The organism is Olleya sp. KKT75 (assembly GCF_055635485.1).
The window spans coordinates 3,290,518-3,305,090 of sequence record NZ_CM145759.1; the positions used below are offsets into that span (position 1 = coordinate 3,290,518).

The following is a 14,573-nucleotide window of genomic DNA, read 5'->3' on the forward strand; positions in this document are numbered from 1 at the left end:
TAATCAAAAACAGGTTTTAACTAATTGTAAGTTTTTGGGATACTACTAATTTGTAATATTTGAATAAAATAAATTCAGTATTATGAAACATCTACTATTAACAACAATCCTATTATTTACTATAACCACCTCCAGCGCATCAAATAAAGAAATAGTCGCAGAGGTGGTTTTTGAAAACTTATCAGATACCCCATTTGGCACCGGTCAGTTTATAATCTCTGAAACAAATACCAAAGTATTAGTAACTAGCACAGATAGTTTTAATATTACACTACCCAAAAAAGGAAAGTATAATTTTAGTTTTTCAACCTACAATTTCATCTCCTCCATATCCTATCCTAAAAAAATCACTAAAAATAAAAATATAATTTATATTAGATTAATTGCGAAAAACAATGCGTTTCAAAATAAATATTCATTACAAAAAAACTTAACTAAGCAGGATAAACTTTCGGACGGAGACATTGCAGACCGAATAAAGTCAGGAAGCGTAAATTTTATAGCCAACGGAATTACTAATAACATCTCCGAGGAATACATTCAATTTAAAAAAGAATACAATATTGGTTTTATTATTGAAAACTGTGCTATCGATCCTCTAGCTTTTGGTGCTGCAATTGAAAATAACAAAATTATTTCAGAATTTTTAAGGAGAAACTATGGTGAAACTTGGATCAAAACACTAAAAAACAAACCCTTAGGCGTTAAGTAAATTATATATTAGATGATTACCTAGTATACAATAAGTAGTCTAATACCTCAAATTCTACTTCTTCAGCACCCGTTACAAAATACTTTATTAATATTTCTCCCCAATATTGACCATCAGAGAAATCGGCAACAATCCATCTGTGATTAAGCATTTTAATGGTGTTAAATTGCATTTTTCTGCCTTCTGACGCTGCAAATGGTATTAAAGGATGTTGACCATCCGTTTCATTTAATTTATATAATTCGTTTTTTATAAACGGAATTAATGAATCGCTATCTAGTTTCTTGTTATAAAAATAATCTTGAGCCTCTTGGTTATAACGCAAATCAAACAAAGACAAATCAGACAACTCCTCTTTCTGGTTTGCTAAAGAGTCCTTAAGTGCTTCGTTTTTAGCAATAAAAATGCCCATACGTTTTTCGCCTGCATCTAGTATTTTTTTAGAATTTACATATTGAAACACCACGATTAGTGAGGCGAAAATAAACAGGTACATAAATATTTTATTCTTCATTCTAATAATTATTTAGATTGTAATTTTTAATTGATCATAAGCCAGAAAAACATTTTCTGGTAATTGTTTTTCCACCTCGTCATGAAACCCTAATAAATGGCTAACATGAGTCAAGTAAGCGCGTTTAGGTTTAAGCAAAGCAATAATCTCTAAAGCCTGTTCCAAATTTAAATGCGAAATGTGTTCTTTAATTCTCAAGGCATTGATGACTAAAACATCTAAATCTTTTAGCTTATCCAATTCTGTTTGCGTAATAGTTTTAACATCCGTCAAATAAGCAAAATTGTCAAATCTAAAACCAAAGACTTGTAATTTATAATGCAAAGCCTCAATAGGAATAATTGATTTTCCAGCTATAGTAAAAGCTTCGTTTTTAATTTCATTTACAGAAACCGTTGGCGCACCTGGATATCTGTTTTCTGTTGCAAAAACGTATTCAAACCTTATTTTAAGCTGTTCTATAACTCGTTTATGAGCATATATTGGTAAATCGCCCTGTCTAAAACAAAACGGTCTAATATCATCTAAGCCAGCAGTATGATCTGCATGCTCATGTGTAAATAAAAGCGCATCAATCTTTTCTGGATTAGCCAATAACATTTGTTGTCTAAAATCTGGTCCGCAGTCTACAACAAAAATCTTGTCATCCCACTCTACCATTATAGATACTCGTAAACGTTTATCTTTAGAATTAGTACTTAAACACACAGGATGTGTACTTCCAATAATGGGAATACCTTGTGATGTACCTGTGCCTAAAAATGTAATTTTCAATTGTCGAAGATTTTACACAAAAATAAGTTATTTATTTTGTTTGATATACTTATTTGATACCTTTGTAAAACTTAACAATATTGTGATTTTTATATGGAAATTAGGCTAAAAGGAGATAAAGAGTTTGAAAACATTCCCTCTCTGAAAGACAAGGCATTACGTATTAACTTAAACGAAAATATTTACGGTACGTTTGCTGAAATTGGAGCTGGACAAGAAACTGTTCGTCACTTTTTTAGAGCTGGAGGTGCTTCTGGTACTATTGCGAAAGCAATGTCTGCCTACGATAAAGATTTTAGTGATGCTATTTATGGTATTGAAAACGACCGACGTTATGTAACGGAAGCGCGTTTACGTAAAATGGTATCTCATGAAATTAAATTGATTGAAGAGCGTATTGATCGTGAAAAAAATCCACACAAAATGTTTTTTAGTTTTGCAAACACTGTGGCTACCATAGATTTTGCAAAAAAGTATAAAGGACATGGTTGGGTTGGTATCAAATACCAAATTGATCCTGAAGAAGAAGAATATAATGAAATTGTATTACACATACGTTTTAAAGAAAACGATGCAAGATTACAACAAGAAACACTTGGTATATTAGGAACAAACCTTATCTACGGTGCTTTTTATAAGTATAACGAACCTAGAAAATTACTACGTTACTTATACGATCATTTAGATAAAGATCAAATTGAAATTGATACTATTAACTTTTCAGGTCCTGTTTTTAAAGACGTTGATAACCGTTTAATGAGTTTACAACTGGTTAAAAATGGTATGACTGATGCTATTATGTTTGCTCCTGACGGAAATAACGTATTACCTGCAAGAGTATTATATAAAAAGAACATATTAGCCTTACGTGGTAGTTTTAGACCCGTAACCAAAGTAAATATTGACATGTACGAGAAATCGTTAGACATGTTTATCAAAGAAAATAAGGTTGATGAAAATAACACGCAAGTTATTTTTGAGATTACCCTTTCAAACTTAAGAGCCGAAGGTGAAATTGACGAACAGGATTTTATGGATCGTGCAAGATTACTATGTTCTTTAGGTCACACTGTATTAATCTCTAACTTCCAAGAATATTATAAGTTAGTCGAATATTTCTCTCAATACTCTAAGAGTAGAATGGGATTAGCGATGGGTGTCAATAACCTAGTGGATATCTTTGATGAAAAATACTACAGACATTTAAGTGGTGGTATTTTAGAAGCGTTTGGTAAATTATTCTTTAAAGATTTACGTGTTTACTTATATCCAATGAAAGAATCGGATGGTACACTTACAACAAGCGATACTTTAAAAGTACATCCTAGAATGAAGGAGCTTTATAAGTTTTTTAAATATAACGGAAAGGTTGTAGACATTACAGACTTTGATCCTGCAACTTTAGACGTGTTCTCTAGAAGAGTGCTAAAAATGATTGCTACAGGCGAAGAAGGATGGCAACAAATGCTACCAGAAGGAGTCTCTAAACTAATCTCTGAGCAGAGTTTATTTGGTTGCGAAACTGAAGAAATTCATAATAAAAATTAGATTCAAATCTAATTAGTAACAAAAAAGCGACTTTAATTTATAATTAAAGTCGCTTTTTTTATTATAGCGTTGTGTTGTAGTAGATAAATGTTTCTTTTTAGGGACTTATAGTTTACTTTATGTTTCATTGTGTACTACACTTATTATAAATCAAATGTCATACCAAGATTCTAATTTTAATAAAAAAACTAAATATTTTTTTCAATCCTACCCTTTACACCTTTAAAAAAAGATTTCATAAACTTAAAATCTTCTTCAATATTATCGGTAGGAAAAAAAGGTTCAGAAATAGTATTTTGTTTATTTCCAAAGTCCAATGTAAACATTATAATGGGCACGTTAGCTTGCTTTGCTATATAGTAAAACCCCGTACGCCACTCGTCTACCTTACTCCTTGTCCCTTCAGGCGCAAGCGTTAATCTAAACTCCTCTTTATTTTCAAACAACTTGGCAATTGTCTGTACTTTATTCTCTTTATTTTTTCGATCAACTGGCACACCACCTACTGCTCTAAAATAATAGCCGAAAGGCCATGTGAAAAGCTCTTTTTTACCAATAAAATTTGTTTTTACCTGTGTGATTTTTCGCAACAAGATTCCGATTATAAAATCTAAATTACTAGTATGCGGCGCAGAAATAATGATAGCTTTTTTAATAGTATCCTTTGAAAAGTTAGTATTACCTACAACTTTCCAACCCATGATTTTAAAATAAACAAATTTAGCTAACCAATGCATGTTACATCTTTTTATACAACGCTTTTAGCGTGTCATGAGTAATCGTTTTTTTCCAGTTTTTACCAATTGCATTTTCCCAAAGTGGTTCTAAACTTAGAGCGACATTAATCATAATATCAAAATCCTTATCAGATAAATCTGCACAAATACCTTGCGGTAACGTTATATTATGTTTTTCCTTCATTTGCTTAAAAACAGCAACACCTTCTGGATAATACGCTTCTAAATGATCAAAAACAATACAATTACCGATACCATGTTTAACACCTAATAAATATCCCAAACCATAACTCATAGCGTGTGCAACTCCTACTTGAGAATAAGCAATACTCATCCCACCGTGCCAACTAGCCATCATTAATTTATCTTGAGATTCTTCAGCTGGTAAATCATCATTTAAAAATATCTCTTCACATAATTCTAACGCTTTTTCGCCATAAGATTGGCTAAATGCATTAAGATATGTTCCGTTAAGTGACTCAATACAATGTACATAACAATCCATTCCTGTATAAAACCATTGGTCTTTTGGGACATCTTTTGTTAATTCAGGATCTAAAAGCACTTGGTCAAATGGTGTGTAATCACTATTAATACCAAGTTTACGTTCTGGTCCAGTTAAAATAGTGGTTCTAGACACCTCTGCTCCTGTTCCTGAAATAGTTGGTACACCAACATGATATACCGCTGGATTTTTAACGATATCCCATCCTTGATAGTCTTTACTTTCACCATCATTATTAATCATAATAGCAACAGCTTTAGCGATATCTAATAAAGATCCACCTCCAATACCTATGATACCAGATGGTCTTTCGTTAAAGGAAACAATAATATCTTCTACGTATGCATCTATTTGTTCTGTTTTTGGCTCTTCATTAGCTGAAACATAAACGACTTTATCTTGATAGGATAACGGTATTCTGGAGGTTAACCAAGGATTACCTTTAAAAACATCATCCACAAAAAAGATAAATGGCGCACTAGTATTTAACCTATTAGGCTCTAAAATATCGCTTAATTGATTAAAACTACCTCGTCCAAATATAACTTTGGACACCATTGGAAAATTTTTATAACTCATTGACTTTTCGTCTTAGATTGTAAATTTATTACTTATTTAAGTTTTTCTGAAATATTTCTGAAAATAAACTAATATGATAACCATCTACTAAAGCATGATTAACATTAATAGCTACATTCATAACCAGATTACTTTGTTGTTTTACTGCTTTACCAAATGCTAATTTTGGTACTGAATCCATTTGACCCGATACAGGCTCTTTATGACCTGAAAAATCAAGCCAAGGTAACGCAGAACAATGTATACAATTTAAACCATTAACCGGTGGAAACAGATCCGGTGTAAGCTCTATTCTTCGTTTTTCCGCAGATAAATTAGATAAAAACACATGTAAGTCTTTATCATAATCTATAAATGAAAATCCAAAAGTATTATTGGATCGCATAATTGTTGCCGATGCATGTATTGTATCACAAATTTGAACCGTATTATCTACAATTCTATATTTTAAATTTTCTACCGCATTAATAGCCGTCATACAAGCGTGTAAATACACACCAAAAAAGCTTACTTTATTATCTTTTGCATACTGATAAGCATGTTCCACATTAAACGGAATAGTAACACCAAAATAGGGATCTTTAAGCTTTGAAAAATGCTCAAAATGTTGCTTTCTGTCCCATGTATTAATATCTAATAGTTTCACTTTTACTGTAAAATTTTAAGCAAGTCTTTAAGACTTTTTATTGTTTTGTATTGTTTAGATTCTTCTTGATTTACATTTACTTGTTCATGCAACCAAGTTGTATGAAAAGGTACATGTACTGCACTTGCCTTGATATTAATTAATGGTAAAATATCTGACTTTAAAGAGTTACCTACCATTAAAAACTCTGAAGGTTTAATCTCTAAATGATTTAATAATTTAGAGTAATTAGCTTCTTTTTTATCGCTTAAAACCTCAATATGATGGAAATAATCTAATAATCCTGATTTTTCAAGTTTACGTTCCTGATCTAATAAATCGCCTTTAGTTGCAACTATTAATTTATATTTTTGAGATAATTGCTTCAAGACTTCTTCCACGCCATCTAACAACTCTACCTCTTGATTAATCATTTCTTTACCAATATCTAAAATTTTAAATATGGTTTGATTAGAGACTGTATTGTTGGATAGTTCCAAAGCCATTTCTACCATTGACAGCACAAACCCTTTAACACCGTAACCATAAACTGGAAGATTTTTCATCTCCATTTTAAACAGCTCTTGATCTATTTTATTTTCAGTCTCAAATTGGCTTAACAATTTAGCAAACTGCACTTCTGCATCTCTAAAATAGGTTTCATTAACCCAAAGCGTGTCATCAGCATCAAAACCAATAACTTTAATATGTCTGTAATCTACTTCCATAGTTTTTTTGCGCGCTCTAAATCTTCAGGAGTATCTATTTCTACACCTTGAATATCTGTTTCTACCATTTTGATACGCTTTCCGTATTCTAAATATCTTATACACTCAATTTTTTCTGAAGCTTCCAAAGTCAACATTGGTAACCTATAAAAATCCATTAAGGCCTCTTTTCTAAAAGCATAAACGCCTTTATGTTTAAAGTATTTAACAGGTACTGCTTCGTCTCTTGGATACGGTATTGGACTTCTTGAAAAATATAACGCAAAGTTTTGCTGATCAACAATAACCTTAACCGTGTTAGGGTTTTTAATTTCGTCCCAATCTGTAATATGCACCATCAATGATGCCAAGTCGACTTGCTTATCTGTATCTTCTTTAAATACTTTTATTAGTTTTTTAAGAGATTCTGTATCAGTAAAAGGCTCGTCACCTTGCACGTTTACAACAACATCTATATCTAAATTCTCTACTGCTTCTGCAATACGGTCACTTCCACATTCGTGTTGCTTAGTACTCATTAAAACATGACCACCAATTTTAGTGATTTCGTCAAAAATAATATCACTATCAGTAACCACAATAACGTCATCAAATAGTTTGGTCTCTACTGTAGCTTCATAAGTACGAGTAATTACCGGTTTTCCGCCTAAATCTTTCATTAGCTTACCAGGAAAACGTGAGGCACTATATCGTGCCGGAATCATTGCTATTATTTTCATCTAAGAATTAAATTGGAGCATAAAAATATAATAATTTAATGGTCTTCTTCAAAAAAATCGTCTTTAAAACCAATTAAATACAATTTATCTTTTGCTCTAGTTATAGCTGTATACAGCCATCTTAAGTAATCTTTATCAATTCCGTTAGGAAGATAAGGTTGTTCTACAAAAACAGTATTCCATTGTCCACCTTGAGACTTATGACATGTTATTGCATAACTAAACTTTACTTGTAAGGCATTAAAAAACTTATTGCCCTTTATTTTTAAAAACTTTTTATAGTTACTGGTTTCATCTTCGTAATCTTTTTGAACCTCTTGATATAATCTGTTAGACTCTTCATAAGGTAAAGACGGTGTTTCTGCCTCAATAGTATCTAACATCAAAACAGTTTCAAAAGGTTGCATTTTAGGATAATCAACCATCCTAACCTTTACTTCTGCAAATCTGAAGCCATATAATTCTTTAATGCTAAAAATTTCTAAAACTTCTACAATATCTCCGTTAGCAATAAAACCAGCTTCGGATGTAGGTTTTAACCAAAAATAATTATTCTTTACAACCATTAAATAATCTCCAGAAGACAATTCGTTCTCACTAAACAAAATACGACTACGTATTTGCTGGTTGTATAAATTAGCGCGTTTATTACTTCTTACAATAATACTTGTGTCTTCATATCCAAAAGAACTATACGCATCATTTATAGCGTCCATAATCTCATAACCATCTACAAGCCTAACGATGTCCTTAAAAGACTTTAAATTAAACTTAAAGCTATCAAAAAAGCCATCAGCGATAGTTTCTCTTAAAATAGTTGCGTTTTCTAAAATACCAGAGCCTTCACCTTGCCTTACAACTTCATCTAATTCCATTTTAGTCACAGACTTGTTGTAATTTAGACTTAGTGTGTTTTCGTCCAATGCAGGACTTAAATCTAATTTTATTGGAGGTAATTGGGCTGTATCTCCTATTAAAAGCAATTTACATCTTTGACCTTGATAAACATATTGCATTAAGTCGTCCAAAAGCGATCCATTTTCAAAAAGTTTAGAATCACTTGGCGAATCTGGTATCATCGAAGCTTCATCAACAATAAAAATAGTGTCTTTATGTTTATTTGGTTGTAACACAAATTTTACACCTCCACCCTTTTCTTTTTTCGGAAAATATATTTTTTTGTGGATAGTAAACGCCTCTTTTTTAGAATAATTGGAGATAACTTTAGCTGCTCGACCCGTTGGAGCCATCAAAACTGCACTTTTTTTTGCGTGCCACAAATTTGTCACAATCGTACCAATAATGGTGGTTTTACCAGTACCAGCGTAACCTTTTAACAAAAACACGCCATTTTCTTTATCATTTAAAATAAACTCAGAAAGTTGTAAAAGTAAAATATCTTGTTTTGAGGTTGGATTGAACGGAAAATGCTGTCTTATAAGGGAATAAAATTGAGAACTGGTCATTAAATAGTGTGGATTGAAAACTTTTTATCAAATATATAAATCATTTTTACCAACAATGGTTTTTACGAATAAAAAAAAATTGTAGATTTGTCACAGACCTTAATTAAATTTAATAAAATACTTATGATAAAATTAGCACTTATTATACTTGGAGCAATTTTACTAACAATTTTGATTGTTTGGCTTATTGACAAATTTATTCCAACAAAAGCAAAACCATTTATTACCATCGCACTTTGGGCACTTATTGCTTATTTAGGATACTTAACTTTTAACTCTGTATATGGAGAAATTAAGTTTAACCAATTAAAAGAAAAAAGATACAGAGCTGCAATTGAACGTTTAGTAGACATTAGAGATTCTCAATTAGCACACAGAACTGTTACAGGTAAGTTTACTAAAAGTTATGATACTTTAATTAAATTTATTGAAAACGGTAAATTCACATTAATAGACAGAAGAGATTCAACAGTTATTGATGTTGAAGCTACAAAACGTTATGGTGGTGTAACAACAACTAAGGAAATTGTTATAACAGATACTATCGGATTTGAACCTGTAAAAAATCGTTTGTTCAAAGGTACTGATAGATATAAGCAAATGATGAATGTACCTCTTGGAAAAGAAGGAACTAAATTTACAATGAACGCAGGAGAGATTGAAGATGAAAATGGAAATAAAATTCCAGTATTTGAAGCGTTTGTAATGAAAACAGATGTCTTATATGATCAAGATAAAAACTTAGTACTTAAAGAAAGTCAAGTAATATCTGTTGAAGGAGTAAATGGAGATGCACTACGTGTAGGATCTATGGATGAAGTAAAAACAATCGGAAACTGGCCAAAAACTTATGGCAGTAACGACTAGTAATAATAACGAATTAACCAACTTAGAATTGTCCATTCAAATTAGTTTGAGTGGACATTCTTTTTGTGTTTTAGATACAAATACAAAAACTATAGTTACACTTAAATCTGAACGCTTTTCTGTTAAGAAAACGCCATCAGAATTATTAGATGCTATCAAACATCTTTTTAATACAGAAACTGTATTAAAACAGCCTTTTAAAGCTATAAATGTCATACATGTTAATGATTGGTCCACAGTTGTTCCAAAACCATTATTTAATGAAGACACTTTAGCCGATTATTTAAAATTTAATACTAAAATTTTAAAAACTGATTTTATAACGTTTGATGACATCCATCCAAACGATAGTGTTAATGTTTACGTGCCTTTTACTAACATTAATAACTTTATATTTGATCAATTTGGCAGCTTTACTTACAATCATTTTTCTACTATTTTAATAGAACAATTATTGACCTTTGAAAAACACAGCAATACTCCAAAAGTTTATGTCCATGTGTCAGACACAAATTTTGAAATTATTGTTATCAATAAAGGAAAGCTAACCCTATACAATACATTTGAACATCAGACAAAAGAAGATTTTATTTATTATTTATTGTTTACCTTAGAGCAATTACAGCTTAACCCAGAAACCATAGAAGTACTGTTTCTAGGTGAAGTAACCAAGGACAGTCCGTTGTTTGAAATAGCTTATAAATACATCAGACACGTATCTTTTGGCAATAGAATGGACACTTACGCTTTCGCGGAAAAACCAACACACAATCACTCAAATTTCACATTACTAAAAAGCTTATAATGCGCATTGTATCAGGACAATTTAAAGGAAGAAGAATCACTGCTCCAAAAAAGCTACCCGTAAGACCTACAACAGACATGGCCAAAGAAGCCTTGTTTAACATTTTAAATAACCAATATTATTTAGATGACATTTCTGTATTGGATTTATTTGCAGGAACAGGAAACATAAGCTACGAGTTTGCCTCTAGAGGTACAGAAAATATTTTAAGTGTAGATCAAGATCATGGTTGCATTAAGTTTATTAACGAGACCGCTGCTAGCTTTGAAATGGACATACAAACTATAAAAAGTGATGTATTTAAATTTTTAGAACGCAGCAAACAACAACATACTATTATTTTTGCGGATCCGCCTTATGATTTTTCTGTTGAAGATTTCACTAAAATTCCAGATTTAATATTTGCTAATAATCTTTTAGAAACTGACGGTTTACTTATTGTAGAACACTCTAAATATACAGACCTATCAGGCATAATAAATTATAGCCACTCTAAAAGTTATGGAGGAAACACCTTTAGCTTTTTTGAAAATATAACTTCAGACGAAGAAGAGTAAAAACAAAAAACCATCTATTTCTAGATGGTTTTTTTTATAAGTAAGTAAATCTATAAGCCGGATTTTGTACTTCCTAAGAAGCCCCTATCATTTATCTGAGCTTGCTGTTACCAACACGCTTTAGCTACCTACCCTCTAACAATCGCGCGTGTACGCTCAAACGTTAGTATACATGGTATTGCACCTCATAGAGTTTACCTGGTTTCACTACAGCATGACCTGTACATTCTTTCTGTTGCACTTTTCCTCACCTCTCGGCGGATGGCTGTTAACCACTATGATTACACTACGGTGTCCGGACTTTCCTCTTTAAAATAAATTTAAAGCGATAAGGCAATTTACTGAAAGCAAAACTACAATAAACTAGACATTTTTAAAGCTATAATCTTTAAATTGTTTCCACTTTAAGGATTAATACTGTTTTGTTGATAACTATAAATAAAATCACAGTTTAGACTTCTTAATTAGCCTTCTATTTTTTAAATTTGTTACATCTTAATAATAGCATCAAAAAGACGCTAAAATAAATTTTGTAGCATTGGAACACTTTGTAGTATCGGCAAGAAAATACAGACCACAAACCTTTAAGGATGTTGTTGGACAATCTGCTATTACCAATACACTACTTAATGCTATTGAAAACAATCACCTAGCACAAGCTTTATTATTTACGGGTCCGCGTGGGGTTGGTAAAACAAGTTGTGCACGTATTTTAGCAAAAATGATTAACAGTGACGGTAACGAAACTGGAGAGGAAGATTACGCCTTTAATATTTTTGAACTAGATGCCGCATCAAACAACTCGGTTGATGATATTAGAAATTTAACAGACCAGGTCCGTATACCACCACAAGTTGGAAAATATAAAGTCTATATTATTGACGAGGTCCACATGTTATCTCAAGCTGCCTTTAATGCCTTTTTAAAAACGTTAGAAGAGCCACCAAAACATTGTATTTTTATTTTAGCAACTACAGAAAAGCATAAGATAATTCCAACCATTTTATCACGTTGTCAGATTTTTGATTTCAAACGTATTACTGTTAAAGACGCTAAAAACTATTTAAAATATATTGCTAAAGAACAAGGTGTAAATGCTGAGGATGACGCCTTACATATCATCGCTCAAAAGGCTGATGGTGCCATGCGTGATGCCCTATCTATATTTGATAGAGTTGTAAGTTTTGCAGGTAAAGAACTTACAAGGCAAGCTGTAACTGAAAACTTAAACGTTTTAGACTACGAAACCTATTTTGAAAGCACAGAGTATATCTTAGAAAATAAGATCCCTGAACTGTTGATACAATTTAATAAAACATTAGCAAAAGGTTTTGATGGTCATCACTATATCGCTGGATTAGCCTCTCACTTTAGAGATTTGCTAGTTTGCAAAAACCCAACTACTATAGAGCTCTTAGAAGTTGGTGAAGACACCAAAAACAAATACTTAGAACAATCTCAAAAAGCAAGTCAAGACTTTTTAATAAAAGGAATTAACTTAGCTAATGAGTGTGACTTAAAATATAAGAGTAGTAAAAACCAACGACTCTTAGTCGAATTAACTTTAATGCAACTTGCCTCTATCACTTTTGATGGAGAAAAAAAAAATAGTAGTCGGTTCATAATTCCGCCATCTTACTTTAAAAAAATAGGCATTACTCCTGTAAAGGTTAATGTACCACAAGCTACTGTACCTGTTGTAAAAGCTACACCTACTCCACAACAACCCGCTAAACCTGTAACACCTAAAATTGTTTTAGAAAACGGTATAGCCTCTAAAACAAAACGTACTTCTGGTTTATCTTTAAAAAGTATCAGAGCTAAAAAGGAACATCAAATTAGACAATTAGATGTTGTTGTGGACGAAGAAAACTTACCAAGAGAACCATTTAATCAAGACGAATTAACGGAGGTATGGAATGCTTTTGTAACTAAAATTGAAGGCGAAGGTAAATTTAATTTAGCCTCTATCTTATCTATTGACAAGCCTACTTTGGCTCCTGATGGATTTTCTATTCAACTAACGTTTCCAAACGCGACAAACAAAGTTGAAGTGGAGCGTCAGTCTTTTGATCTCATGTCTTATTTACGTAAAAACTTAAAAAATTACGATATCACATTAGATATAACTATTAATGAAGAATTAGATACTAAATATGCCTATACGCCTCTAGAAAAATACGAGAAGCTAAAGGAGAAAAACCCTAATTTAGAGCTATTGCGTACCACTTTTGACTTAGACGTTTAACTATGAACAAATTTGCTTTTTTACTATTTGCGCTGATCCTTGTATTATTAAGTTGTGATGGTCGTCATCATGTTAATAAAAAACCAAGGGATATTCTTATTGAAAAAAACCTATATCAATCCTTTGCAGAACAGACACAATACTTCCCAGAAAGCTATACTGAAACAAGCACAGATACCATTTTAAGCAATGGTTACAGAGTTACAATAAAAAGTTACACAGACATGACTAAAGCTGTGTTACAATCTTTTGAAGAAGACTATATAACTAACAATAATTACTATAGAGAATTTGTCTCTGAAATTGAAGTTTTCAAAGATGATAGACCAATATTTAAGCAAGTCATGGATGACAATTTTCTGTCTGAAAAAGTTAGCGACTATGTAAGCACTGAGATTTATATAGACCAACAAAAAAGCTTGGAAACAAACAAAGTACACATTATTGCATCCCAATGTATTCCTAGATCAACAAATTGCCCAACATACAATTTAACTATTGAAGCAAATGGGGATTACAACATAACAAAACAGAGTTAACTTTTAACACCTAAGACATGCTAGGACTTAAATTACCAACAGATCCACGTTGGGTAAATATAGTAGAAAAAAACATAGAAGAAATCTTAACAGATCATGCTTACTGCGAGCAAAAAGCAACAAGTACAGCAATCTCCTTAATAGTTAGTTTTCCTGAATATACGGATCTAGTACAAGAAATGGTTGCTTTAGTTAAAGAAGAGATTAGCCACTTTAAAATGGTCCATGATTTGATAATAGAAAACGGTTGGATTTTAGGTCGTGACCGCAAGGACGATTACGTTTTAAGATTGATTACCTTTTTTCCTAAAGGAGGAAGTAGAACAACACAGTTAGTCCATAGACTGTTATATGCCGCATTAATAGAAGCTAGAAGTTGTGAACGCTTTAGATTATTGTCTGAAGAATTAGAGGATAAATCTTTAGCTGAGTTTTATCGTAAATTAATGGTTAGTGAGGCTAACCATTACACCATGTTTTTAGGATTTGCAAGACAATATGGCGATCGTACAGAAGTTGATAAAAAATGGAATGATTTACTAGAATATGAAGCACAAATAATGCAAGATTTAAGTAAAAAAGAAACCATACACGGATAAATAAAATTGCTAAATAAAAAAGCCCATTCTAAATTAGAATGGGCTTTTTTA

Annotated in this window: 16 protein-coding genes and 1 other RNA gene; 8 read left to right on the forward strand and 9 right to left on the reverse strand. The window is 31.7% G+C overall.

Annotation, left to right across the window (positions count from 1 at the left end):
* The first annotated feature begins 82 nt into the window (after window positions 1-82).
* Window positions 83-712 (forward strand): FEKKY domain-containing protein, encoded by a 630-nt coding sequence (locus ACZ2G2_RS14780; RefSeq protein WP_470393021.1) that lies wholly within the window; start codon window positions 83-85, stop codon window positions 710-712.
* Between the two features lie 16 nt (window positions 713-728).
* On the opposite strand, the gene ACZ2G2_RS14785 is transcribed toward ACZ2G2_RS14780, so the two are convergent.
* Both ACZ2G2_RS14785 and ACZ2G2_RS14790 read right to left on the reverse strand, forming a co-directional pair.
* Complete coding sequence (locus tag ACZ2G2_RS14785; protein WP_143067841.1) at window positions 729-1,226, reverse strand: hydrolase; 498 nt, start codon at window positions 1,224-1,226, stop codon at window positions 729-731.
* 12 nt (window positions 1,227-1,238) lie between these two features.
* A complete protein-coding gene (locus ACZ2G2_RS14790) occupies window positions 1,239-2,000 on the reverse strand; it encodes an MBL fold metallo-hydrolase (protein WP_090842204.1) in 762 nt (253 codons plus the stop codon).
* A gap of 93 nt (window positions 2,001-2,093) precedes the next feature.
* On the opposite strand from ACZ2G2_RS14790, the gene ACZ2G2_RS14795 reads away from it, so the two are divergent.
* Complete coding sequence (locus ACZ2G2_RS14795) at window positions 2,094-3,548, forward strand: nicotinate-nucleotide adenylyltransferase (RefSeq protein ID WP_090842206.1); 1,455 nt, start codon at window positions 2,094-2,096, stop codon at window positions 3,546-3,548.
* Between the two features lie 188 nt (window positions 3,549-3,736).
* Here the strand turns inward: ACZ2G2_RS14795 and ACZ2G2_RS14800 are convergent, their stop codons facing one another.
* The 6 genes from ACZ2G2_RS14800 to ACZ2G2_RS14825 are packed head-to-tail and all read right to left on the reverse strand — an operon-like array spanning window position 3,737 to window position 8,907.
* The gene (locus tag ACZ2G2_RS14800) at window positions 3,737-4,285 is read right to left on the reverse strand and encodes a 1-acyl-sn-glycerol-3-phosphate acyltransferase (RefSeq protein WP_090842208.1); all 549 of its coding nucleotides are present in this window, start codon (window positions 4,283-4,285) and stop codon (window positions 3,737-3,739) included.
* Window position 4,286: 1 nt separating this feature from the next.
* Window positions 4,287-5,369, reverse strand: a complete 1,083-nt coding sequence (locus tag ACZ2G2_RS14805) for an iron-containing alcohol dehydrogenase family protein (protein WP_470393024.1) — start codon at window positions 5,367-5,369, stop codon at window positions 4,287-4,289.
* A gap of 28 nt (window positions 5,370-5,397) precedes the next feature.
* The gene (locus ACZ2G2_RS14810) at window positions 5,398-6,015 is read right to left on the reverse strand and encodes a CatA-like O-acetyltransferase (protein ID WP_470393026.1); all 618 of its coding nucleotides are present in this window, start codon (window positions 6,013-6,015) and stop codon (window positions 5,398-5,400) included.
* Window positions 6,016-6,017: 2 nt separating this feature from the next.
* Window positions 6,018-6,722, reverse strand: coding sequence for an HAD family hydrolase (locus tag ACZ2G2_RS14815; RefSeq protein WP_470393028.1), 705 nt, complete (start codon window positions 6,720-6,722; stop codon window positions 6,018-6,020).
* On the reverse strand, window positions 6,713-7,441 hold the full coding sequence (gene kdsB / locus ACZ2G2_RS14820; protein WP_090842214.1) for a 3-deoxy-manno-octulosonate cytidylyltransferase: 729 nt from the start codon (window positions 7,439-7,441) through the stop codon (window positions 6,713-6,715). Before kdsB ends, ACZ2G2_RS14815 begins: the two co-directional genes overlap by 10 nt.
* A 35-nt stretch (window positions 7,442-7,476) precedes the next feature.
* On the reverse strand, window positions 7,477-8,907 hold the full coding sequence (locus ACZ2G2_RS14825; RefSeq protein WP_090842216.1) for an ATP-dependent DNA helicase: 1,431 nt from the start codon (window positions 8,905-8,907) through the stop codon (window positions 7,477-7,479).
* Between the two features lie 123 nt (window positions 8,908-9,030).
* Between ACZ2G2_RS14825 and ACZ2G2_RS14830 the strand changes: the two genes are divergently transcribed.
* Genes ACZ2G2_RS14830 through ACZ2G2_RS14840 form a run of 3 tightly spaced genes read left to right on the forward strand, consistent with a single transcriptional unit; the run spans window position 9,031 to window position 11,136 of the window.
* Complete coding sequence (locus tag ACZ2G2_RS14830) at window positions 9,031-9,774, forward strand: hypothetical protein (protein ID WP_470393030.1); 744 nt, start codon at window positions 9,031-9,033, stop codon at window positions 9,772-9,774.
* Window positions 9,758-10,579: a DUF3822 family protein gene (locus tag ACZ2G2_RS14835; protein ID WP_101203422.1), complete on the forward strand. Its 822-nt coding sequence runs from the start codon at window positions 9,758-9,760 to the stop codon at window positions 10,577-10,579. The genes ACZ2G2_RS14830 and ACZ2G2_RS14835 overlap by 17 nt, the downstream gene beginning before the upstream one ends.
* Window positions 10,579-11,136: an RsmD family RNA methyltransferase gene (locus ACZ2G2_RS14840; protein ID WP_470393033.1), complete on the forward strand. Its 558-nt coding sequence runs from the start codon at window positions 10,579-10,581 to the stop codon at window positions 11,134-11,136. The genes ACZ2G2_RS14835 and ACZ2G2_RS14840 overlap by 1 nt, the downstream gene beginning before the upstream one ends.
* A gap of 37 nt (window positions 11,137-11,173) precedes the next feature.
* Here ACZ2G2_RS14840 and rnpB read toward each other — a convergent pair.
* Window positions 11,174-11,481, reverse strand: an RNA gene (gene rnpB / locus ACZ2G2_RS14845) — RNase P RNA component class A.
* A gap of 193 nt (window positions 11,482-11,674) precedes the next feature.
* Between rnpB and dnaX the strand changes: the two genes are divergently transcribed.
* From dnaX to ACZ2G2_RS14860, 3 genes are read left to right on the forward strand one after another with little or no spacing between them, the layout of a single operon-like run.
* The gene (gene dnaX / locus ACZ2G2_RS14850; RefSeq protein ID WP_470393035.1) at window positions 11,675-13,384 is read left to right on the forward strand and encodes a DNA polymerase III subunit gamma/tau; all 1,710 of its coding nucleotides are present in this window, start codon (window positions 11,675-11,677) and stop codon (window positions 13,382-13,384) included.
* A gap of 2 nt (window positions 13,385-13,386) precedes the next feature.
* Window positions 13,387-13,923, forward strand: coding sequence for a hypothetical protein (locus tag ACZ2G2_RS14855; RefSeq protein WP_101203419.1), 537 nt, complete (start codon window positions 13,387-13,389; stop codon window positions 13,921-13,923).
* 17 nt (window positions 13,924-13,940) lie between these two features.
* Window positions 13,941-14,522 carry a MiaE family protein gene (locus ACZ2G2_RS14860; RefSeq protein WP_090842229.1) on the forward strand — a complete coding sequence of 194 codons (582 nt, stop codon included), beginning with the start codon at window positions 13,941-13,943 and terminating at the stop codon, window positions 14,520-14,522.
* Window positions 14,523-14,573: the final 51 nt, after the last annotated feature.

Bases quoted from the DNA above. Each gene is read 5' to 3' on its own strand.
- ACZ2G2_RS14825 (WP_090842216.1), bottom strand. From the start codon at position 8,907: ATGACCAGTTCTCAATTTTATTCCCTTATAAGACAGCATTTTCCGTTC.
- ACZ2G2_RS14835 (WP_101203422.1), top strand. From the start codon at position 9,758: ATGGCAGTAACGACTAGTAATAATAACGAATTAACCAACTTAGAATTG.
- kdsB (WP_090842214.1), bottom strand. From the start codon at position 7,441: ATGAAAATAATAGCAATGATTCCGGCACGATATAGTGCCTCACGTTTT.
- ACZ2G2_RS14830 (WP_470393030.1), top strand. From the start codon at position 9,031: ATGATAAAATTAGCACTTATTATACTTGGAGCAATTTTACTAACAATT.
- ACZ2G2_RS14855 (WP_101203419.1), top strand. From the start codon at position 13,387: ATGAACAAATTTGCTTTTTTACTATTTGCGCTGATCCTTGTATTATTA.
- ACZ2G2_RS14860 (WP_090842229.1), top strand. From the start codon at position 13,941: ATGCTAGGACTTAAATTACCAACAGATCCACGTTGGGTAAATATAGTA.
- ACZ2G2_RS14800 (WP_090842208.1), bottom strand. From the start codon at position 4,285: ATGCATTGGTTAGCTAAATTTGTTTATTTTAAAATCATGGGTTGGAAA.
- ACZ2G2_RS14815 (WP_470393028.1), bottom strand. From the start codon at position 6,722: ATGGAAGTAGATTACAGACATATTAAAGTTATTGGTTTTGATGCTGAT.
- ACZ2G2_RS14780 (WP_470393021.1), top strand. From the start codon at position 83: ATGAAACATCTACTATTAACAACAATCCTATTATTTACTATAACCACC.
- ACZ2G2_RS14840 (WP_470393033.1), top strand. From the start codon at position 10,579: ATGCGCATTGTATCAGGACAATTTAAAGGAAGAAGAATCACTGCTCCA.
- ACZ2G2_RS14785 (WP_143067841.1), bottom strand. From the start codon at position 1,226: ATGAAGAATAAAATATTTATGTACCTGTTTATTTTCGCCTCACTAATC.
- ACZ2G2_RS14805 (WP_470393024.1), bottom strand. From the start codon at position 5,369: ATGAGTTATAAAAATTTTCCAATGGTGTCCAAAGTTATATTTGGACGA.
- ACZ2G2_RS14795 (WP_090842206.1), top strand. From the start codon at position 2,094: ATGGAAATTAGGCTAAAAGGAGATAAAGAGTTTGAAAACATTCCCTCT.